A 22,555-nucleotide genomic window follows, 5' to 3' on the forward strand; every position below is an offset into this window, starting at 1 on the left:
ACTCTGTATATATTTAAAAGCTTTATGGTATAGTGAACTGAGTTCTGAAATCCGTATAATAATAGTGTAAAGCTGAGGAGTCTTTTTATTTATAAACGGTGTTGTCCGATTAAAACTTGAAATTCTTTGCGCAACCTTCTATACATAGTGCTTTTAAAGTTTTTTCAACGATGCCCTTCATTTATTTTTTATTAGAAACGCTTATAAAAAATGAAAATTTAGAAACAGTCTTGAGTTTGATACCCAATGTTTTCAATGCTTTACGACACAAGTCTATATTCTAGGTTCTATCAACGGCCTGTGCTGAGCGCAGTCGAAGTAAGTGGTCTATATTCTAGGTTCTATCAACGCAGTGGTCTATATTCTAAGTTCTATCTGGCGAGCGAAGGTGGAGTCGGAGAGATTAACTGCGTTGTTCTCTTTCACTCCAATCCTGCAACTACAACTGGCTGTACTTGCAGTCCAGGTGCTTTAAAACAACAAAATCCGATCAAGCAAGCTTGACGGATTTCTTATGTTTTAAATCACAACCCAGTTGTGATTGATTGTGGAGTCGGAGGGATTCGAACCCTCGTCCAAACAAGTTACCAAAGGGCTTTCTTCACGTTTATTCTTTTCTTGTTTTTTCGATTGCAAGCTGGTTAAAGACAACCCACTTACAACTTATCTTCTTTAGTTTCAAGAGCAAATCAAAGCGCTTTGCTCCCTATGTCAACATTTACGATGTCTCTGAGCTGACCGCCGCTGACCAGGGCTTTCAAGAGACATTTAGCTTCCCTACCTAGTAGGGATTAGCAAATCCTACTGTAATTCGGATTAAGCAGCTAAAGCGTAGTTATTCTCGCCGTTTAAAAGTTCGAAATAGTCTTTTACGTGTTTCAATTTCATTACACGACGTGCTTACCGTTCAATAAATCTCGCTGTCAAAACCAGTCGACCCCATTTAGAATGATAATTTTAATTGTTTGGGCGTTCCCCGAAAAGGGTCGCGCTTTCCGCTATATCTTTTGCCGAAAAGGCAAAAGGATGTCGCTTCAATCGCTAACGCAGCTTGCAAAGTTACCAAAAAGTTTCATCTAACCCTGCAAATGTGGATAACTTATTTCAAAAAATATGCCAGAATAATATCGGTTCCTTATCTGTCAAATTGACGTTTTCAATAAAAGTGCAGTAAGTTTTATGGAAATAAACAGTAAAATATCTTCCACCTTCATGATATTTTCCGTTTTGTTATGATAATATAGTATCAAAATGCAGTAATTTAATATGATTGATTTGGCGTCTTAAATCGTACTTTTGCAACTTCAAAATTAAATGACTGAGTCATGACAAAACCAAGAATCGCACTCGCTGTCGGCATCATATGTATTTCGATATTTCCAATTTTGGTAAAGTTAAATCTAACTCCCGGGCTTATCTCTGCGTTTTACCGAATGGTCATTGCTTCAGCGATTTTAGTGCCCTATGTGCTTATTACCAAGAAGTTTAAAGTGACCTCTCGAAAAACGTTTTTCCTTACGGTGCTTTGCGGGGTTGTTTTCGGATTGGATGTGGGCGTTTGGAACATTGCCATTCAGCAATCCACAGCAACTCAAGCTAGTTTGTTGACTAATCTTTCGCCAGTTTGGGTAGGAATCGGTTCTTTTCTATTCTTGAAAGATAAGCCTAAGCGTAACTTTTGGATAGGTACGGTTGTGGCCGTCATCGGGATGGTGCTTTTGGTAGGGTTTGATTTGTTTCTCAACTTCGATTTTAATTTGGCCTTCATTTTTGGAGTGCTTTCCGGAATGCTCTATGCCGTTTATATGTTAACCAGTAAAAGGGTTTTGGGCGAAATGGAGATCATGACCTTTATGATGGTCAGTCTGCTTTCTTCGGTCGTTTCTTTAGGCTTATTAAGTTATGCCATGGGCGAACCTTTTGGTGGATTTTCTACTGAGGGCTGGTTGGTATTGGTGATTCAGGGAGTCGTCTGCCAACTATTGGCGTGGTTGCTTCTTAGTTTTGCTACCAAGCATATGCGTGCTACGCGTGTGTCGGTCAGTTTATTGGGACAAGCAATCTTGGCGTCAATTCTGGCGTGGTGGTTGCTTGATGAGCTGATTTCGGTGCAAATGGTTATTGGTGGCATCATTCTACTATTCGGCATCCGACTCACATTTTATGAAAAGCCATTGTTTAAATCAAAAGTTTAAAAGCTTTCGGCAGCTATCTGCACTCCAAAAATGGGCGATGGCATTGGATTTTCTGCCTAGGTTAGTACATTGAAACGGAGGAGCAAAGATTTTTATTTAGGAATGCTTGCTAAAACTTCAAAATCGGCTTATTTTCGTGAAAAGTTGATTTTTGAAGTGATTTAGTTCCTTGAAATTCAATTTTCCTAACAAAATGACTATCTATTGATGAAATTTGCCATTATAAAAGAACGTAAAAATCCACCTGACAGACGTGTCGTATTTTCTCCAGAAAAATTAGCCGAAGCAAGAGCCTTATTCCCCGAAGCCGAATTTATAATAGAATCCAGTGATCTGAGAGTGTTTCCAGATGCCGCTTATGAAAAATTGGGTTTTACGGTTACCGATGATGTGTCTGATGCCGATGTGATGCTAGGCGTAAAGGAAGTGCCCATCGAAGCGTTGATTCCGAATAAAAAATATATTTTCTTTTCACATACCATTAAAAAGCAAGCTCATAATAGAGATTTGCTCCAAGCCATTCTTGAGAAAAATATCGAATTGATAGATCACGAAACCATCGTTAAAAAAAGTGGTACACGCTTAATTGGCTTTGGGCGTTATGCGGGATTAGTGGGGGCTTATAATGGGTTTAGAGCCTTGGGCCTAAGAGACGGATTGTTCAATTTGCCAAAAGTCGAAACACTTTCTTGTTTGAAGGAAGTAAAATCGGAATTGGATAAAATAACTATTCCACCTATTAAGATATTGCTTTCAGGAACTGGAAAAGTCGCTCGGGGTGCAAAAGAAATCATCAATCACTTGAAAATAAAGAAAATAGATAAAGGACTTTATTTGACATCAAAATTTTCTGAGCCCGTGTTTAGTGTGGTCGATGTTATGGATTACAACAAGCGCAAAGATGGAAGAGTAGGTAATAAGCCTGAGTTTTATATGCATCCTTATAAATATGAAAGTAATTTCATGGCTTATGCCAAAGAAACGGATATGTTTATAGCTGGACACTTTTATGGCAATGACGCCCCTTTTCTGTTTACACGAGAGGATGCCAAGTCGCCTGATTTTAATATTAATCTTGTGGCAGACATTAGCTGTGATGTGGATGGTCCTGTAGCATCAACCATAAGATCTTCTACCATTGTTGATCCATTTTATGGTTATGATCCAGTCACCGAAAAAGAAGTGGCATATGATGCTAAAGATGCGATCGCTGTGATGTCTGTTGATAATTTGCCCTGTGAACTCCCAAAAGACGCCAGTGAAGGTTTTGGAGAGATGTTTCTTGAACATGTCATTCCAGCATTTTTTAATCAAGACGACGACGGCATTCTGAAGCGTGCCAGAATTACAAAAAACGGAGAACTGACCAAACGCTTTGCCTATTTGCAGGAATATGTGGAGGAGGAATTAGTGGGAAGTAGGTAGTGGGTAGCGGGAAGTAGGTAGAGGGTAGTGGGTAGAGGGTAGTGGGTAGAAGGTAGTGGGAATGAGGGATTGGTGAACTTCCCTGATTAGTGTCGACCGTTTTTAGTTAATTGATCTATTGACTAATCTAAGATTGATGCCTTTTGTGGCTCTTTGTGCCTCATTTGGATAACTCTGCGTTATAACCTTTTTGAATATGAAACGCTTTATATTTTTCCCGCAGATATTAAGTCTAGTCTAACTTCTGAGGAATTAGGTGACAAGGATTAGTAGCGCTATTTTTTTAACATGTAATACTTATTATCATACGTCTTTTGTCCTCTAGTCTTTTGTCATTTTAAGCCATTATTAAACAAATCTAAAAAGCCTGAAAATTCAATTCTCAGGCTTTTTAGATTTGAATCTATTGTTATCCGTTTAAAACAAGTAGTAGTCGAGTCATCTTATATTGATAGGTTTTTTCAGAGTTTGTTTCTAAGTCCATTCTGTTAAATAACTTACGACAAAGTCTATATTCTATCCTCTAAATTCTACCCTCTATTTTCTACCCTCTATTTTTCTACCCTCAAATTAAGATTTCAAAATATCTATCATAATATCAATTTCTTTAACCAGTTTCTCGTTTGAGCCGCTATAGCCCACCGATTTGAACTTCATTCTTCCATCAGGACCAATGATGACTTTGGTTGGAATACCTGTGATGTCATATTTTTCTGCCACCTCAAAAGCGTTGCTACCCTCAAGTTCTGTATCATAAACCACATGAAAATCATACTTACTGGTTTTTATAAAGTCTTCAACCAACTTTTCTCTGTTTGGACCTCTTTCAAATGTGTCAACAAATAATAAAACGACTTTATCATCATTCTTATATTTTGTAACGACTTCCTGCATGCCTGGGAAGGATGCTTTACAAGGACCGCACCAGGTTGCCCAGAAATCTAGTATGACGGTTTTTCCTTTTAAAGAGGCCAAAGAAACGTCTTTACCTTTCATATCCTTTAAGGTAAAGGTTGGCGCTTCTTCATTAAGGATCGTTTTTTCGATTTCAGCAACTTGTGTAGCGTAGGCTTCTTTTTCAAAAGTGATCATGTTTTCCTCAACATCAGTAGCTGACGGATTCAATTTAAGATAGGTCGTCCTATAAGCTTCCTTGATTTTTTCATTCGCATGACCTGACTTAATGAAACTTTCAGCTTTGTCCTTAACGGTTTCAAATTGGTTGTCTGCAATTAAGTATTCAATATAACGTTGATTCGCCTCAGTGTCCCGTCCTTTATGATCATGTGCTTTTTCCTGATAAGCAATGGCTTCTTTGATTTTCCCTTGTTGGAACAAAATAAAAGCATAAGTGTCGGCAAACATGTTATACGATGATTTTAGGCTTTTATCATATTGTTTTTTAGTGTAAAATTCAGGCTTATCGTCTTGGTTTTTCTGTAAATCGGTAATAAGCTCAAGCGATGTTTTGGACATTTTTTCTGCTTCATCTAGGTTTTCTCCACTTTCAGCTAAGGGCCATGCCAAATTGTTTAAGGTAGAGGCTCTACGAGCTTTGTCATCCACTTGAGATAAATATTTATCAAAGTTGGCCATGTCCTTTTGTTGATAATAGTTTCTGGCCAAAGTGCCAGCCATATAATCACCTAAGTTTCCTGATTTTGCATTAGCTTCAGAGTACTTCTTAAAGATTTCAGCTTTTTTTTCTAAATCACTTTCTTGTTGAAACTGATCAATCAACTCATAATTAGCAGTAGTTCCTTTCGGGAATTTTGCAAGTGTCATTGATTTTATGGAATCAACTTTCGCCTCTTCGCCCATCATGGAATAAAATTGGAGAAGAGAAGTGTATTCCTTTTCAGAAACAGTCGGCTTTTTGCCGAGTGAAGCCGCATACTGATCAATCAGCTTTTTTGCTTCCTCTTTATCGTTCTTATAAGCCAATTGCAAATAAGGCACTTCCCAAGTAGATTTTAGGTTAGGATGAGCATCAAGTTCAAATTTAATGGTGTTTAAAGCTGTGGTTGGGTCGCCTTTAATTCCGTAATCTTCCCCATATCTGATAGGATAATAGGCAATTGCAGAACTACTTCCTGGGATTTTATCGCCGTCTTTCGTATATAATGGCAGCAAATAACCCTTTTTGTTATTGTTATCATATTGGTCGTCAACTTTAAAGATAAAAGCCAATGCCACTGCAGAATCCGGGATTTTTATAGAGCTTTTTTGTTCGCCATCTTTAGCTGAAAAGTCAATGTCAAGCGGATAATTTTTGTCGCCTACCATATAGGCATAAAATGCTTCAACCTCTTGGTCACTTTTATAAGTGAGCTCTAATTGGTCGCCTGGTTTCGGATGCTCATTGGAGATGGTCAAGTGACCGATCGTAAGAGGTTCAGCTTTTTTTTCTGCTTCCTGTTTACAGGAATAAAGTGCCAAAAGCATTAAAAATAAATAAAGTGAGATTTTTTTCATGTGTTTATATTTATTGTTTTTCAATGGTCATACTTCGACTTCCCTAAGTACAAGCGTGCTGTTTGATCTTAATCATTCCCTCGGGTATTTAAATCTTGCGATGCGCGTTTCATGTGAAGTGTTTGGGTTTTTGTGCTAATAAAAGTACAGATTTTGACTTAAAGATGAAATTAAATGCATGATATTCCAAGAATGGCGATGCATTAATTTAAATAGGGACCTATGAATGCTGAAAATTCGGATTGACTTTTTAGGGAAGAAATGTTCATGAGCACACCTATAAACCTCAGAATATGGGCCGAAAGTTGAGGTCTAAAATCACGTTGTGATCTTATACTGAATTCCAAAGCTTATCATTTAAAACGAATTAACGATAGCGTTTTTTATGAGATTTAAGCGATTGAAATTGATACTCAACAAATAGAGTCGTTATAATTCCGAAGGTAGAGACTGATCGTGAATCTCAAGATGCTTATGATTCCGTTACTTATTTAAATAATGGTTTTCCATTGATCAGATTCGGCAAAGTCTTTAATAACGCGATTGCGTTCTATAAGGAATTTCGTCATGTAATTTCTTAGGAATAATTGATCGGCTAATTTTCCCAAAAGTCCAAAAGGAGAGGTATAGTCAAACACATCCGTCATCAAGGTGCCATTGGCATCTTTAAAATGATGTTCATGTTTAAAACTTTTGAAAACACCAGAGACCATTTCATCCACAAAGAAATCTGGTTCCTTGAATGCGGTAATTTTTGAAGTTAATGTATGGTAAACACCAAAATGTTTGGCGCGCCAGGTAACGGATTCGTTTAGGTCGATGAGGCCAACAGTTTTTCCGGAAATGGCCGTTTCATTAGAATTTCGAGTAGATATTTTATGCAGATCAATGCTGCGGGCCAAATCAAAAACGATGCTTTTATCTGCTTTTATTAAGGTGTTTAAAAGGATTTTAGGCATTCAGACGTTAATTGAAACTTACAAATCTCTGTAAACAATGATGTTTTCAAAAGCCAAACCTTTATAGTTTTTCTTGTGTCTTTTTTCGACCTCATAATAATGGGAGTCAAAGAAAGGAAAAGCAGTAATGCTTATGTCTGATTTGAGAACCTCATAGCCATTGGCCGTCGCTCTCGATTCCATGATGCGAAGTAATTTTGAGCCGATTGTACGTCTTTGGAAATCTTTGTGCACATAGAGACCATCTAGATGAAATCCGTTTTTTAAATACGCGAAACCTGCAATTTGACCTTTGAATTCAGCGACCAGAAAGTAGAGGTTTTCAATGCGATCTTTCCATTCTTCAAGGTTATCAGCGTCTGATGACCAGACTTCAATTTGTTTTTCGGAGTAATCTTTACTGTTTACGGCACGAATGGTATCCCTGAAAATTGTTGTGATTTCCGGTAAATCTTCTAGTGTTGCCTGTCTAATTTGTATCATAATTATATTCTAAATATACCACCTAAACTAAAAACACTTTCTCCATAGAAAAAATGTTGTGAAGCGCTTTCGCTAGGATTATGTGTTGTTCTGATATCGCCCATATTGATATAGCCGCCTCTCAAATCGCCTTGAATAAAAAAGTGTTTGAAGAAGGTTAAATTCAAACCTGCACCGACTGAAACACCATAGCCTGCAACATGAAATTCGTCATACCGGTCTCTGTCAAAAAGTGTGGTGTTGGTTTTTGGATAGAGGATACCGGCACCAACGCCTTCCGTGATATTTACTTGAAATTTATCGGTATTTTGAATGCCGAATAATGAAGAAATATCATCATGTCGTGCGAATTCAAGATACACATAATTTAGCCCATCGGTATGTTCGAATAATAAAAATTCTTCAGAAACCAAAAAGTTCTTGTTGTCATAAATGCCATTAAATATGGCTCCAACATCATCGGCAGGCAAATCAATATAACCATCAATTACTCTGTTTTTGTTTGCATCCATAACATATTTCATGTGGTCCAAACCAATTGCGATGCTGTAGTGATCCGAAATAAAATAGCCAAGTTTAAAATTGGTTTGTGGGATGGTCATACGTGTCGGATTTACATAATCAATATGCCAACCTTTGGGTTTGTCATGAGCCGTGACATCCTTAATGGTAAACTCATAATCAACGCCTTTAAAGCTAATGTCTGAATTTGTAAATGCTGCTCTGTTTCCTCCCCAACTCACAAAAACTTTGCCTTTGTTAGAATCTGTGTACTTAGTAGGCTCAATGAAATCTTGTGAATAGCTTTTGAATGATATCAAAAGAAGAATTACACCTAAAAGAGGTGTTTGAAAATTTTTAAACATTTATAACTGTTTTATAAAGTATTGACTACTTTTCTTATGGCCACTAAATTAGTGAGCAATTTTTCCAAATTATCTAAGTGAAGCATGTTGGCGCCATCACTTTTAGCGTTAGCTGGATCAAAGTGCGTTTCGATAAACAAACCATCAACATTATTGACAATACCAGCTCTGGCAATGGTTTCGATCATATCTGGTCGGCCACCTGTCACGCCAATAGTTTGGTTAGGTTGTTGCAAGGAGTGGGTAACGTCCAAAATCGTTGGTGCATATTGGCGCATGGTAGGAATGCCTCTAAAGTCAACAATCATATCTTGGTAGCCAAACATTGTGCCTCTATCGGTAATCCAGACTTTCTCATTGCCTGCATCTTTCACTTTTTGAACGGCGTGCTTCATGGACTCAGGGCTCATGAATTGTCCTTTTTTGAGATTGACAACTTTTCCGGTTTCTGCCGCAGCAACCACCAAATCTGTTTGTCTTACCAAAAACGCTGGAATTTGCAGCACATCTACATATTCCGCTGCCATTAAAGCATCAGAGATTTCGTGGATATCGGTAACCGTTGGGATGTCAAAAGTTTCAGAAACTTTACGAAGGATTTTCAGTGCTTTCTCATCGCCAATGCCTGTAAAGCTATCAATGCGGCTGCGATTCGCCTTTTTAAAGCTTCCCTTAAAAACATAAGGAATTTGTAGATTGTCAGTAATTGTGACCACTTTCTCCGCAATGCGTAAGGCCATGTCTTCACCTTCAATGGCGCATGGACCACACAATAAAAAGAAATTATTTGCGTCTATATGTTTTAGTTTCGGAACGTCGTTAAGATTCATGTGTATCATATTTTAAAAATGCAAAGTTACGGAAAATAATGCGTGGAGTTTTGTCCGATGGATATGTAATTTCAATAATAGAATCAGAAAACTTTATGAAGGCATAAACGCTATAAATTCGGGTGGAATGACGATGCGATTGAACACTGTTTTGGAATGCTTTCAGATAATTAATTCAAAAAAAGTAAAGGTAGAGGTGATTATTATGTTGAGTCAATTCTAACAAAATTTTAAGGCAGAAAAAGTTCATCAGTTTTGAACAAAAATATTTTATTACGATCAAAAATAAGCTGTGCTATTCTAAAAGTTTATTAAGGTTTTATTTTTCAATGAATTATAAGGGGTTATCATTTTTAGCATTATTCGTCTACTAAAGGTCTGAAATTTAAAAATACAGGAGCTTCGAGAGAACTAATAAAAAAAAATAACGTACATTTGCACGCTGAAAAAAACGCACCATATATATGGCTACAATAAAAAATATTGCAATTATTGCCCACGTTGACCACGGTAAAACCACTTTGGTTGATAAAATTATGTATTTCTGTCATACTTTCCGAGAAAGTGAAAACACAGGAGATCTAGTTCTTGATAATGATGATCTGGAACGTGAACGAGGAATTACCATTACGTCTAAAAACGTTGCCGTTAACTATAAGGGAACTAAAATTAACGTCATTGATACTCCTGGTCACGCGGATTTTGGAGGAGAAGTTGAACGTGTATTAAATATGGCTGATGGTGTTTTGCTTTTAGTGGATGCTTTTGAAGGCCCAATGCCACAAACGCGTTTTGTACTTCAAAAAGCCATCGATTTAGGATTAAAGCCATGCGTGGTGGTCAATAAAGTCGATAAAGAAAACTGTACACCAGATGAGGTATACGAAAAGGTTTTTGACTTAATGTTTGAACTTGGTGCAGAAGAATGGCAATTAGATTTTCCAGTAGTTTATGGTTCGGCCAAAAACAATTGGATGAGCAACGATTGGAAAAAACCAACAGATTCTCTTGAGCCTTTGTTGGATATGGTTATAGAACATATTCCTTCTATGGAAATAGAGGAAGGGACTACTCAAATGTTGATCACATCTTTGGATTACTCAGCATTTACAGGTAGAATCGCGATTGGACGTTTACAACGAGGTATTTTAAAAACAGGAATGAACATTTCTTTGGTAAAACGCGATGGAAAAATCGTGAAATCTAAAGTAAAAGAGCTTTTTGTTTTTGAAGGTGTTGGACGTAAAAAAGTAGATGAAGTACAACCTGGAGATATTTGTGCTTTGGTTGGATTGGAAGGTTTTGATATTGGGGATACTATCGCCGATTTTGAAAACCCTGAAGGATTAAAAACAATTGCTATTGATGAGCCAACAATGAGTATGTTGTTTACCATTAACGATTCGCCGTTTTTTGGTAAAGATGGAAAGTTTGTAACCTCTCGTCATATCAAAGATCGTTTGAACAAAGAACTTGAGAAAAACTTAGCGTTGCGTGTTAGTGCAACGGATAGTGCCGATAAGTTTATGGTATTTGGTCGTGGGGTATTGCATTTATCTGTTTTGATTGAAACCATGCGTCGTGAAGGTTATGAGCTTCAAATTGGTCAACCACAAGTAATCATCAGAGAAATTGATGGTGTTAAATGTGAGCCGGTTGAAGAAATGACCATTGACTTACCAGAAAACGTATCAGGTAAAGCCATTGAAATGGTAACGTTGCGTAAAGGAGAAATGTTGAGTATGGAAGCTAAAGGCGAACGTATGACACTTCAATTCCACATACCATCTCGTGGAATCATTGGTTTGCGTAACCAATTGTTGACCGCTACCGCTGGTGAGGCTATTATGGCACACCGTTTTCTAGAATACCAACCCCTAAAAGGAGGGATTCCAGAACGTCAAAATGGATCATTGGTGTCTATGGAGAAAGGTCAAGCAATTCCTTATTCTATTGATAAATTACAAGACAGAGGTAAGTTTTTTGTCGAGCCAGGAGAAGATATTTACGAAGGTCAAGTGATCGGAGAAAACTCTCGTGGCGATGATATGGCGGTAAACGTCACAAAAACTAAAAAACAAAGTAACGTACGTTCTTCAGGTGCTGATGATAAAGCACGTATTTTCCCAGCGATAAAATTCTCATTGGAAGAAGCTTTGGAATATATCCAGAAGGACGAATATGTTGAGGTTACACCACATTTTTTACGTATCCGTAAAATATTATTGACCGAAACTGAGCGTAAAAGAACTAAGAATAGCTAAGTCCATCCAGACTTGAAATAGTATAAAAAAGGGAATTCCATTTGGAGTTCCTTTTTTTGTGTTTTATAACCAACGCTACAGAAGATGAATTGTTTAGGTTTAAAAGATTAATTTAAAGCCAAACCTAAAGCCTTGACTAAAAATATTGTATTTTGGAAGCGAATTTGAATCATGATATCTCATAATCCGCTTTGCTCTTGAACCTTTATTCAGTTGAAATTTACCAACCTAAATTCAAGTCTGTTTGGAATGCCTTTGTGTCCCAATCCAAAAATGCTACGTTTTTATTTCAACGAGATTTTATGGAGTACCATCAGGATCGGTTTGAAGACTTTTCCTTGATGGTTTTTAAGAAAGAAAAATTGGTTGCGTTATTGCCAGCGAATAGATCGGGGAATGAATTGCATTCTCATCAGGGATTAACTTATGGCGGACTTTTATTATTAGAAGATGTCAGGTTTGAAGTGGTTTTGAACAGTTTTGAAGCGCTTTTAAGATTTTTGCATAAGGAAAAAATTTCCACACTTTACACCAAAGAAATCCCGTCAATTTATTGCCATTTGCCTTCAGAAGAAATTCGTTATTTGAATTTTATTTTAAAAGCCGAATTAGTAAGAAGAGATACACTTTCAGTAATTGACACTCAGAATAAACTTAAGTTTTCAAATAGCCGTCTCGAAGGCGTCAAACGAGCCAATAAGCACGAATTGAAAATTGTAAATGATGATGATTTTGAAATGTTTTGGAATTCAATTCTCAAGAGCAATTTGAAAAAGAAACATGACGCAAGTCCGGTGCATTCGCTGGAAGAAATTTTATATCTAAAGCAGAAATTTCCAAATTACATAAAACAATTCAACGTTTACCACGACGATCAAATTGTTGCGGGCGCTACTATTTTTGAAACGGAAAACGTTGCGCACTGTCAATATATTTCTGGGAATGATGATAAAAATACGTTAGGCAGTTTAGATAGCTTACACGATTATTTGATCAATACTGTTTATGCGGATAAGCGGTATTTTGATTTTGGGACGTCCAATGAAAATAACGGTAAAAATATTAACAAAGGACTTCAATTTTGGAAAGAAGGATTTGGAGCCCGAACACTAACGCAGGACTTTTATAAAATAGCGACTAAAAATTATCAGGAATTAAAAACCGTTCTCAAATGATAAAGTTTTTAGATCTCCATAAAATCAATGCGCGTTTTGAAACCGATTTTCAAGAACAGTTTAAGCTTTTCTTGGATACTGCAAATTATATTTTAGGCAACGAAGTTGAACGATTTGAATCTGACTTTGCAACTTATTGTGGCACTCAATACTGTATCGGTACCGCCAACGGATTGGATGCTTTGACCTTGATTTTTAGGAGTTTTATCCATTTAGGGAAGTTGCAGCATAATGATGAAATTATCGTTCCTGCCAACACTTATATTGCGTCTGTTTTATCCATTATCAACGCGGGTTTAAAACCAGTGTTTGTAGAGCCAGATCTGGAAACCTATACTATTTCTCCAAAGGAAATAGAAAAACACATGACCCAAAACACCAAAGCTATTTTAGTGGTGCATTTGTATGGGCAGTTGGCCGATATGGAAGCTATTAACGCCATTGCAAAGTCAAATAATATATTGGTTATTGAAGATGCGGCTCAGGCGCATGGAGCGGTTGCAAATTCGAATATTCAAATTCCAAATTCCATAAATATGAAAGCTGGGAATTTAGGAGATGCGGCTGCGTTCAGCTTTTATCCGAGTAAAAATTTGGGAGCTTTAGGAGATGCTGGAGCGGTCACGACCAACGATGTCGATTTAGCCGAAACGCTCAAAATGATGCGCAATTATGGAAGCTCAACAAAATATGTGAATGAGATTATTGGGTTCAATAGTCGGTTGGATGAACTTCAAGCGGCGTTTTTGAATATCAAATTGAAACACCTTGATGCTGATAATAGGAAACGCCAAAGTATTGCTAAAACCTATCTTCAAGAGATTAAAAACAAAAAAATAACGTTGCCGTTTTACAGTGACACCAAGGATCATGTATTTCATGTGTTTGTGGTTAGGGTTGCCGATCGTTCAGGTTTTGTAGCCTTTTTGGAATCTCATGATATCGGGTATTTGATCCATTATCCGATACCACCGCATCAACAAAAGGCGCTATCTATGTTAAAACAGAATTCATTTCCGATTACGGAAGAAATCCATAAATCGGTCGTTAGCATTCCGATAAGTCCAGTAATGACGAAAGATGAAGTGGACACGGTTATTAAAGTTTTAAATGCATATTAGGTGAGAAAGTTTAACAACTATATAAATGACCATGTGCTGTTTAAGGTGGCCAACTTAAATACAGCCACCATCATCACAAAAATAATTGCGGGCATTTTGACTTCTAAGGCCATCGCTATTTTTATTGGAGTGGAAGGCATGGCGCTTATTGGAAATCTCCGAAATTTCTTGAGTGCTATACAGACCTTTTCAATTTTAGGTTTCTATAATGGACTGGTCAAATCCATTTCAGAGGTTAAAAATGATGTCTTTAAATTAAGTCAAACCTTATCTACCGCGTATTATTTCGGATTTGCATCGACGGTTTTTGTTGCTTTTCTAAGTTATTATAATGCCAAAGAAATCAATGATTTCTTGTTTTCTGAAAATTATAATTATGCTTATGTCATTAAAATAATGGCTTTAGCCTTGCCATTCTACGCCTTGAATATGTTCAGTTTTTCGATAATGAACGGCTTTTCAAAGTATAAAATTTTGCTCATCATCAATATCATTGGTCAAATTTTGGGGCTTTCAGTGACCTTGTTATTAATTTATCAATATAATATAGATGGTGCCTTATTGTCTGCAGTTATCGCTCCGTCGCTTATCTTACTGATTACGTTTGTCGGGTTTGTGAACCAGCGCAGCTTGGTTTCGTCAGTGAAAATATCCAATGTCAGTTTTGGTGTGTTGAAAAAATTCGCACCTTTTGCTGTGATGGCTTTGGTAACGGCTATCGCAATTCCGATGGTTTCCATCATGATTAGAAACTATATCATCGATGAAGTGGGCATAAAGGAAGCAGGGCATTGGGAAGCCATGCAGCGGATTTCCGATTACTATTTGATGTTTGTCAATTCGCTGATGACATTATATTTTTTACCAAGATTCAGTGAGATTGAGACCAAAGAGGAATTCCGAAAGGAAATCTTTAGTTTTTATAAAACGGCAATGCCAAAATTTGGAATAGGATTAATTATAATTTATCTGTTGCGTTCAATTTTGGTTCCGCTTATCTTTTCAGATGATTTTGAACCCACTCAAGATCTCTTTTTCTGGCAGCTTTTGGGTGATTTTGTCAAGGTGCTTTCCATTGTGATTGCCTATCAATTTATCGCTAAAAAAATGTTTGTTCACTTTATCATTATTGAAGTATTCCTAGTAATTATCATGTATTTGTCAAGCGTTTATTTGATTGATATTTTTGGAGTTAAAGGTGCCGTTATGGGACACTTCGTGAGTTATTTGATGCATTATGGAATTATTTTATTACTGTTTGGAAGTTCGCTTTTTAAGGTGATTTCCAATACTGATGAAGATTAACCGCTATCAAACCAAATAGGTATTGAAAAGACTATTGCAATATATAAACCGAAATCTGCTTCTCAGAACTGCATCATTTAATTCAATTGCTGTTTTGATAAGGGTAATCGTTGGATTTATTACTTCTAAAGCAATTGCGGTATTTATTGGAGTGGAGGGTTTAGCTTTAATTGGGAATTTAAGAAATTTTATTACCACAATTGAATCTTTTTCAACCTTAGGTTTTTCAAATGGTATCGTTAAATATGTTGCCGAATTTAAAGAGGATAGAACCAAGTTAAATGAAGCAATTGGTACAGTGTTCACCACCATTTTAGTAACGACATTAATCATTTCGTTACTCTGCTATTTTAATGCTGAAACCATAGGTTCTTGGATTTTTGATTCGGAAGAGTCCTATGTGTTTATCATAGAGATATTAGCGTTCTCAGTACCGTTTTATGCGGCCAACTTAGTGTTGACTGCGATAATTAATGGACTTTCAAAATACAAAGCCTTTGTTAAGATCAACATTTACAGCCAGATTATAGGTCTTTCAATGACGTTATTCCTGATTTGGAAAGAACAACTGGAGGGCGCTTTGATAGCTTCTGTGACGATTCCTGGGCTATTGTTTTTTGTAACACTATTTAGTTTTTTTGATGTCAGACATTATTTTAAAACCGTTAAATTATCTCATGTAAAGCTCAATGTGCTCAAGAATTTCAGTTCCTATTCCGTAATGGCTTTGTTTACGGCCGCAGTGCTTCCTATAGTTTTTGTTTTCATCCGAAATTATTTAATTGACCATGTCAGTATGAGAGAGGCTGGTTTTTGGGAAGCCATAAGACGAATATCTAATTATTATTTAATGTTTGTAAGTTCCTTACTTGCATTATATATTTTACCTCGATTTTCTCAAATAACAAATGCATTCGATTTTAGAAAGGAAGTCGTTCAATTTTATAAAATTGTGATTCCTGTTTTTGGACTTGGGTTGGTCTGTATTTATTTTTTAAGAACGCATATTGTCTATGTTTTATTTACTGAAGAATTTCAACCTGTCGAAAATCTTTTTATGTGGCAATTATTGGGTGATTTTCTAAAGGTCATTTCATCGGTTATCGCCTATCAACTCATTGCAAAAAAAATGGTAGTTTATTTTATAGGAATTGAACTGTTTTCAATCCTGGTCTTATATTTTGCCAGTATTTATTTTATTGATATTTATGGGGTTGAGGGTGCGGTAATAGCGCATTTTGTTAACTTCGCGATCCATACGGTTGTTATTATCATTGTTTTTAAGAAACTGTTATTTGGCAAACAAAATTTTGAAATATGAGCAAGAAGTTAAAATTAACATATGTTGCATTAATCATGTATTTCAGAAAGCTATTTTACAAGATTGCTTCAACCAATGATCAAGTAAAAGGTTCTTATAAGGCTATCCAGCCTGTAGTTTTGAATGGGAAAGGTCAGATTAATTTTGGTAAGAACGTCAGAATAGGGGTTTTAGACTCTCCAATGTTTTATAATACCTATGCCTATATTGAAGCTAGAAAAGAGAATTCATCGATAAGTTTTGGAAACAATGTGAGCATTAATAATCAATTTACCGCTGTTTCAGAACTGGCTATTATAATAAATGATGATGTTCTTATTGGATTGAACTGTGCAATTTATGACAGTAATTTTCATGATTTGGACAAAACAAATCGCAAACAAACAGATCCCAATCCGAAGGAAGTCATTATTGAAAAAAATGTATTCATCGGGAGTAACGTTACCATTTTAAAGGGAGTGACTATTGGGGAGAATAGTATTGTGGCTGCTGGGACTGTAGTATCTCAAAGTTTTCCTGCCAATGTGGTTATCGGTGGTTCTCCTGCAAAAATCCTAAAGGAATTACTTTAATTTTTTATCCAGGTGTCCAGATATTTTTGTGCCACATTTTTGTAATCATGTTCTTTTTCAACAAATGCCCTCGCGTTTTTTGAAATCTCCATAATCTTTTCAGGATGTTCGATCAGCCAACTCAGTTTTTCGACTAAATAATCTACATCTGGTAAGGCATTAATCACAACGGTGTCTTCTTTTAAGCCATAATAATCCAACCATTCTTTTTCAGCCCCTGTAAAGACCACTTTCCCTTTGGCCATGGCTTCGAGAGCATTGTAACCTTGATCATAGGCATATACCATATCTAATAAAATATGGCAATCATCGTATAATTTGATGTAGTCTTTATAAGGAATATTTGATGTTGTTGCAATTTCAATTTGATTACCATATTTTTCTTCAATAATTTCTAAAGACTCAGTGAAAAATATATTGCCTTTTGTGAGCGCAGAATGCGTATTGATGCCGTGAAAAATTTTTATTTTGCCCTCAATAGTTAAAGGTTGATAAACAATTTTATTTGTGTTGATTGGGTTTGGAATGAGACCAAGATATTTTACATCATCTATCAAAGGTAAATGGTAATCCATATCAGTAGCTATGACACCAGTAAAAACACCATAGACATATTGATGCAGTAAAGTGAATTCCTTATTGACATAATGCAACTTAAATTTATAAAAATCTTTTAAAGAGTTATCTTTTAAGTATGGTGTTATTGCACTGTATTTAAAGCCGTTATTAAGCATGAATTTCACATTGGTGTGATCATAGCTACAGGACAGTAAATAGAGTTTGTCAGTTTTTGATTTTAGAAGTTCTATTAACTTTATTTCATCTTTGGGCTGGATTTGAAAAGACGATTCATTGATGAGTTGTATCACATCGAAATTTTGTAATGTCTTTAATTTTTTTTTGACTTTATAAGCTATTTCAATACTACCCAAATCGATTCCTGTCAGTTTATAAACGCCTACTTTAAGCTTGTGTAGTGTTTTATTTTGAAACGAATGGTTAATGTAAATATCCACAGGATAGTCTTTGAAACCATCTCTATTGCCAACCAATACTACCTCATGACCTAACGCTGTCAAGCCTTCCTTTAAGGAATTATGGAGCCTGCTGTATTCGCCAACCAATAAAATCCGCATAAAACAATTACATTTGTTCTCAAAAATATTAAATACTAACTGTATTAAGACTAAGAATGGAAGTTAAGTTTCCTAGTGTTGAAATTCTAGTGGCAACCATGTGTCGGACGTCTTTGGATTTTCTATGGGACATGTTCAGGAATAATAGTCACGAAGATTTTAGTATTTTAATCGTTAACCAAACTACGCCCGACAAACAGCTTGTTTCTGATTCTGATAAAATAAAGGTTATCAATAGCTTTGAATTTGGGGTTGCCAAAAGTAGAAACCTTGCCATTAGAAGTGCAACTTGTGATATTTGTTTGATGGCAGATGACGACATTGTTTATCAACCTAATCTCAAAAGTATCATTACAGATGCCTTTCTAAAACACCCAGATGCCGCGATGATTTCTTTTGAAGCGATTGATGAGGATCAGCATAAGTACACCAATTATCCGTCCGAGGGGATTCACTCTCAAAAATCATTAAAAAAGATTTACACATGGGTTATTTCTTTCAGAAGGGATATTTATCTTAAAAACAGTGTTTTTTATAATATACATTTTGGTTTTGGTGCATTCTTTAAAGGGGAAGAGGAGTATGTTTTTCTGCGAAATGCTTATAATAAAGGTCTGAAAATGATTCATGTGTCTCAGGTTATCGTACAACATCCTAATGAAAATTCAGGAAAACTTATGGGCAGTGACAACGGCATATTTGCAAGGTCAGCTGTAGCACATCGGTTTTATGGCAATTTCAGTTATCTTTGGTTGCTGAAGTATGTTTTATTTATATATCGAAATGATTATATTACTTTCAGTCAAATGTCCTCTAAATTTAGAATAGGATTAAAAGGAATTGCAAAATATAAAGCGCTGAGCAAATCCGGGGAAATCGATAAAATCCATGACTCATAAATTAATAGTACTACCTAAAATCGAGGATCCAAGAGGAAATCTGTCAGTTATTGAAAATCAGACTTTTCCTTTTGAGATCAAACGTGTCTATTATTTATATGATGTTCCTAGCGGTGCTTATAGAGGTGGCCATGCCCATAAAGAACAATACGAATTATTGATCGCGGTAAGTGGAAGTTTTGAAGTGATATTGGACAACGGAGCAAAAAAGGAGACGGTCATGCTCAATAAACCCAATATAGGATTATTGATTCCTACAATGGTTTGGCGTGAGTTGCAAAACTTTTCATCTGGTTCAGTGTGTTTAGTCTTGGCGTCAGATGTGTTTGATGAAGCCGATTACATAAGAGATTATGAGCACTTCAAATTATCTAAAACTACTCCATAAAATCCCTGAATTCTGAAGTTTGCTTTTTACCTTCAAGGCTACTTTTAAACCAGTACGATTCAATTTTAATAAAGCGCGTTGCTTTGCATTTAAATTGGCAACGTTCATTGCATCAATCAAATGTTTTGCCTTCTCATCATTCCCAACCAACTTATACTGAATGGCGATGGAGAATCGGTTTAAATCTAAATATTTCTTTAAACTAGGATTGGATTTAGCGGCGTTTTCGTACACATCTAAATTAATGAAATTGCGCTGATTGGTATTGGAATTAGAGATGCGATTGTCGGTATGTAAATTATGAATGGCTGTTGCTTTATTGCTGAAAGCTACAGGGTGTTTTAGAGCGATTCTGATCCATAAATCAGTATCCTCGCCAGCACCTAACGTAATATTTTCATTGAAATTTCCAACAACATCTATAATTGATTTTGGGATCATGACTGCTGAAGTCCAAGCAACACTGTTGATGACGCTGCTTTTAAAATAATCATCAACAATACCCATCCAGTTTTTTATAGTTGGAATATTTGGATACACCGAAGGAATAATAGTTTGGTTGCTTTTTTTGACGTAAGCAGTGGCGTAGAGTCCGCAGTTTGGAAAGGTCTCGTAAAGTTTTTTTAAATTTTCTAAGTGCTCAGTTGTCCATAAATCATCGGCATCCAAAAATACAATCAAATTTGATGATACTTTTTCAATCCCGTAATTTCTTGCGTAGGATACGCCTTGGTTTTCAATAGAAAATAACTGAATCCGACCATCTGTAATATCTTCAACAATCGTTCTGCTTTTATCCGTTGCCCCGTCATTTACCACAAGGATTTCAAAGTCCTGAAAAGTTTGTGCCAGGACGCTTTCAATAGTGGTTTTGATATGCTTTTCCTTATTATAGAGAGGAATGATTATAGAGAAAAAAGGTGTCATTATGAGTTGTGATTCTTGTATTTGAAACACATATATGATATTTTATACAATTGAAAACGTGCTATGGATGGATTTTTACCCAATAAGTTACGCTCCATTCTTTTATGTGATTTTTTATAAATAGTGCTAAAAAGACCACATAGTTTGCTCTTTTTTAAAGAGATAAATAGGTGCAATAAGCTGTTGTCATGACTTGTGATTTTCCCATTTTGATAAAGATTTAGCAAGGTGTTCACTGCTTCTTTTGTTTTTGATAGAAATTGTGTGCTCGACTCAACTCCTAAATGATAAACCTCATTGTTGATGTGGAAAACCTTGATTTGATTAGCTTTAAGTAAGGCCCCAAAATACATGTCAAACCCATAACCAGAATCCACAATCTTTGAATTGATTACCGAAAAGACGCTTCTTTTAATCATGAAGTTGCCAGAAACCACAATTTTATAAGGTTTTTGATTTCTGATGTTTGCATCAACTTCCTCTTTGGCTCTTCCATATTTCCATCGTAAAAGCATAGACTCTTTAGGCGGAATATTACCGTAAGCACAGCCGCCGTAAACTGCATCGTAACCTTTGGAAGTTAAGTTTAAATAGTTCTGAATAAATTCCTGAGATTTTGGAATGACATCAGCATCGAGATATAATAACCAATTAAAAACAGATTTCTGATATAGAAGTTGTCTGGTTTTTGTTCGTCCGTAATTTTTTTCTGATCTGAAGTAATGGATGTTCGGAACATGGTTGATAATCTTGTTCTGAAGATAAAAAGCTTCAGAAGATCCATCGTCCCACACAATTATTTCGTAGATGGTTTTACTGGCCTCAAGTTGTTTGTGGAGTTCTTCAACTAAAGGGATAATACTGGAGTTGTATACGGGAATTAAAACTGAAATCATATCAAAATTATAGAACTTAAAAGTACGTTTTTAAAAGAGAAAACCACGACTTGAATTCATTGATTTGGATTGTTTGCGATAAATATAAAAATGATTGGCAGTCATTTTAAATGGAAAGTATGTTGATCCTGAAAACAAATTAACCAAGTGACTTAAAAATTATAGCTTTGGAAGTGATTAAAAAGATTTCTTTAGACTGATGTTTTGTATTCGCATTCTTTATCCGAGAAGAAAATAAAAATAAATTAGGACATATTTTGATTTTTCAGTTATGATTTCTATTAAATGCTTTTCCGCTGCACCACTTCAAAAACCTTGTTCTCATCACATTTTAAGGTTTTACTTGGGTAACGTAGTAGAAGCGCATAATCGTGAGTTGCCATTAAAATGGTATTCCCGTTTTTATTGATTTCGCGCAAAACCTCCATGACTTCAATACTGGTTTGCGGATCCAAATTTCCTGTAGGTTCATCGGCCAAAATAAGTTCAGGGTCATTCAATAAAGCTCTCGCAATTGCAATCCGTTGTTGCTCACCACCTGAAAGCTCATGTGGAAACTTAAAGCCTTTGGTTTTCATGGCGACTTTGTCGAGGACGTTTTCAATGCGTTCCTTGATTTCGTTTTTGTCCTTCCAACCAGTGGCTTTCAATACAAATTCTAAATTACTGTTCACCGTTCTATCAGGTAACAATTTAAAATCCTGGAAAACAATACCCAACTTGCGTCTTAAAAACGGAATGTCCTTCTCTTTTAAAGTTTTCAAATCGAAATCTACAACATGACCTTCACCATGAGTCAATTGCAAATCGCCATAAAGCGTTTTCATAAAACTGCTTTTTCCACTTCCCGTTTTTCCGATAAGATAAACAAAATCGCCTTTTTGCATTTCTACATTAACTTCAGACAACACCATGCTATCCCCTTGGTATATGGAAACATCCTTTAATTCTAAAACAGTTTGAGACATTTTTGTATGTGAGTTTTTAAGAGTGGTAAATGTATTATTTTAATATGCAATTATCAAATATTTTGGAAATGAGTCGGTACAGTTGGCAGTCTTCAGTTGGCAGTCTTCAGTTGGCAGTGATCAGTTGGAGCATGGTTGTTATGTCTGGCTTAAAATCCATTTTAGTACAAATGGTGGGTTTTTTCAAAGAAAACACAAACATAATCTCGCCAATGTGTGGATTTCAGGAAAATAATAAAAACGATATATAAGAAATGGTCGTTTTAATTGTAAAAGTCTGATTTACTTAGCACTTGGAACTGCCAATTGAGCACTGAATACTGCAGACTATTCTTTTAATAACTTCGTTT

Annotated in this window: 20 protein-coding genes and 1 other RNA gene; 11 read left to right on the top strand and 10 right to left on the bottom strand. The window is 35.9% G+C overall.

Features of this window, described 5'->3' with window-relative positions:
• Nucleotides 1-545 precede the first annotated feature (545 nt).
• Nucleotides 546-941, bottom strand: a transfer-messenger RNA (tmRNA) gene (ssrA, locus tag ACOH2D_RS15370).
• Between the two features lie 384 nt (nucleotides 942-1,325).
• On the opposite strand from ssrA, the gene ACOH2D_RS15375 reads away from it, so the two are divergent.
• Complete coding sequence (locus tag ACOH2D_RS15375; protein WP_348037733.1) at nucleotides 1,326-2,195, top strand: DMT family transporter; 870 nt, start codon at nucleotides 1,326-1,328, stop codon at nucleotides 2,193-2,195.
• Nucleotides 2,196-2,402: 207 nt separating this feature from the next.
• Nucleotides 2,403-3,620: an NAD(P)-dependent oxidoreductase gene (locus ACOH2D_RS15380; RefSeq protein WP_449535776.1), complete on the top strand. Its 1,218-nt coding sequence runs from the start codon at nucleotides 2,403-2,405 to the stop codon at nucleotides 3,618-3,620.
• Between the two features lie 570 nt (nucleotides 3,621-4,190).
• Here ACOH2D_RS15380 and ACOH2D_RS15385 read toward each other — a convergent pair.
• From ACOH2D_RS15385 to kdsA, 5 genes are all read right to left on the bottom strand, one after another.
• Nucleotides 4,191-6,095, bottom strand: a complete 1,905-nt coding sequence (locus ACOH2D_RS15385; protein WP_449535777.1) for a TlpA family protein disulfide reductase — start codon at nucleotides 6,093-6,095, stop codon at nucleotides 4,191-4,193.
• Nucleotides 6,096-6,586: 491 nt separating this feature from the next.
• Nucleotides 6,587-7,054 (bottom strand): SRPBCC family protein, encoded by a 468-nt coding sequence (locus tag ACOH2D_RS15390; protein ID WP_348037739.1) that lies wholly within the window; start codon nucleotides 7,052-7,054, stop codon nucleotides 6,587-6,589.
• Between the two features lie 18 nt (nucleotides 7,055-7,072).
• Entirely contained in the window at nucleotides 7,073-7,537 is a 465-nt protein-coding gene (locus ACOH2D_RS15395; RefSeq protein WP_449535778.1) for a GNAT family N-acetyltransferase, read from the bottom strand.
• A gap of 2 nt (nucleotides 7,538-7,539) precedes the next feature.
• Nucleotides 7,540-8,403 carry a hypothetical protein gene (locus ACOH2D_RS15400; protein ID WP_348037743.1) on the bottom strand — a complete coding sequence of 288 codons (864 nt, stop codon included), beginning with the start codon at nucleotides 8,401-8,403 and terminating at the stop codon, nucleotides 7,540-7,542.
• A gap of 11 nt (nucleotides 8,404-8,414) precedes the next feature.
• Nucleotides 8,415-9,233 carry a 3-deoxy-8-phosphooctulonate synthase gene (kdsA, locus tag ACOH2D_RS15405; protein ID WP_348037745.1) on the bottom strand — a complete coding sequence of 273 codons (819 nt, stop codon included), beginning with the start codon at nucleotides 9,231-9,233 and terminating at the stop codon, nucleotides 8,415-8,417.
• 464 nt (nucleotides 9,234-9,697) lie between these two features.
• Between kdsA and typA the strand changes: the two genes are divergently transcribed.
• From typA to ACOH2D_RS15435, 6 genes are all read left to right on the top strand, one after another.
• Nucleotides 9,698-11,497, top strand: coding sequence for a translational GTPase TypA (typA, locus tag ACOH2D_RS15410; protein WP_348037747.1), 1,800 nt, complete (start codon nucleotides 9,698-9,700; stop codon nucleotides 11,495-11,497).
• A 197-nt stretch (nucleotides 11,498-11,694) separates the two neighbouring features.
• Nucleotides 11,695-12,672, top strand: a complete 978-nt coding sequence (locus tag ACOH2D_RS15415; RefSeq protein ID WP_449535779.1) for a GNAT family N-acetyltransferase — start codon at nucleotides 11,695-11,697, stop codon at nucleotides 12,670-12,672.
• Nucleotides 12,669-13,793, top strand: a complete 1,125-nt coding sequence (locus ACOH2D_RS15420; protein ID WP_449535780.1) for a DegT/DnrJ/EryC1/StrS family aminotransferase — start codon at nucleotides 12,669-12,671, stop codon at nucleotides 13,791-13,793. The genes ACOH2D_RS15415 and ACOH2D_RS15420 overlap by 4 nt, the downstream gene beginning before the upstream one ends.
• Entirely contained in the window at nucleotides 13,794-15,098 is a 1,305-nt protein-coding gene (locus ACOH2D_RS15425; protein WP_449535781.1) for an O-antigen translocase, read from the top strand.
• A gap of 22 nt (nucleotides 15,099-15,120) precedes the next feature.
• Nucleotides 15,121-16,419, top strand: coding sequence for an O-antigen translocase (locus ACOH2D_RS15430; RefSeq protein ID WP_449535782.1), 1,299 nt, complete (start codon nucleotides 15,121-15,123; stop codon nucleotides 16,417-16,419).
• A complete protein-coding gene (locus tag ACOH2D_RS15435; RefSeq protein ID WP_449535783.1) occupies nucleotides 16,416-16,991 on the top strand; it encodes an acyltransferase in 576 nt (191 codons plus the stop codon). The genes ACOH2D_RS15430 and ACOH2D_RS15435 overlap by 4 nt, the downstream gene beginning before the upstream one ends.
• On the opposite strand, the gene ACOH2D_RS15440 is transcribed toward ACOH2D_RS15435, so the two are convergent.
• Nucleotides 16,988-18,127, bottom strand: a complete 1,140-nt coding sequence (locus tag ACOH2D_RS15440; RefSeq protein ID WP_348036150.1) for a glycosyltransferase — start codon at nucleotides 18,125-18,127, stop codon at nucleotides 16,988-16,990. The two genes, ACOH2D_RS15435 and ACOH2D_RS15440, sit on opposite strands and share 4 nt — an antisense overlap.
• A gap of 56 nt (nucleotides 18,128-18,183) precedes the next feature.
• On the opposite strand from ACOH2D_RS15440, the gene ACOH2D_RS15445 reads away from it, so the two are divergent.
• Both ACOH2D_RS15445 and ACOH2D_RS15450 read left to right on the top strand, forming a co-directional pair.
• Nucleotides 18,184-19,026: a glycosyltransferase gene (locus ACOH2D_RS15445; protein ID WP_449535784.1), complete on the top strand. Its 843-nt coding sequence runs from the start codon at nucleotides 18,184-18,186 to the stop codon at nucleotides 19,024-19,026.
• Entirely contained in the window at nucleotides 19,016-19,414 is a 399-nt protein-coding gene (locus ACOH2D_RS15450; RefSeq protein ID WP_348036148.1) for a sugar 3,4-ketoisomerase, read from the top strand. Before ACOH2D_RS15445 ends, ACOH2D_RS15450 begins: the two co-directional genes overlap by 11 nt.
• Here ACOH2D_RS15450 and ACOH2D_RS15455 read toward each other — a convergent pair.
• The 3 genes from ACOH2D_RS15455 to ACOH2D_RS15465 form a co-directional block, all read right to left on the bottom strand.
• A complete protein-coding gene (locus ACOH2D_RS15455) occupies nucleotides 19,394-20,371 on the bottom strand; it encodes a glycosyltransferase family 2 protein (protein ID WP_449535785.1) in 978 nt (325 codons plus the stop codon). The two genes, ACOH2D_RS15450 and ACOH2D_RS15455, sit on opposite strands and share 21 nt — an antisense overlap.
• Entirely contained in the window at nucleotides 20,341-21,237 is an 897-nt protein-coding gene (locus ACOH2D_RS15460; protein WP_449535786.1) for a glycosyltransferase family 2 protein, read from the bottom strand. The genes ACOH2D_RS15455 and ACOH2D_RS15460 overlap by 31 nt, the downstream gene beginning before the upstream one ends.
• Before the next feature lie 281 nt (nucleotides 21,238-21,518).
• A complete protein-coding gene (locus ACOH2D_RS15465; protein ID WP_348034820.1) occupies nucleotides 21,519-22,205 on the bottom strand; it encodes a cell division ATP-binding protein FtsE in 687 nt (228 codons plus the stop codon).
• A gap of 68 nt (nucleotides 22,206-22,273) precedes the next feature.
• On the opposite strand from ACOH2D_RS15465, the gene ACOH2D_RS15470 reads away from it, so the two are divergent.
• Nucleotides 22,274-22,456, top strand: coding sequence for a hypothetical protein (locus ACOH2D_RS15470; RefSeq protein WP_449535787.1), 183 nt, complete (start codon nucleotides 22,274-22,276; stop codon nucleotides 22,454-22,456).
• Nucleotides 22,457-22,555: the final 99 nt, after the last annotated feature.

This window comes from Gelidibacter sp., assembly GCF_053579655.1.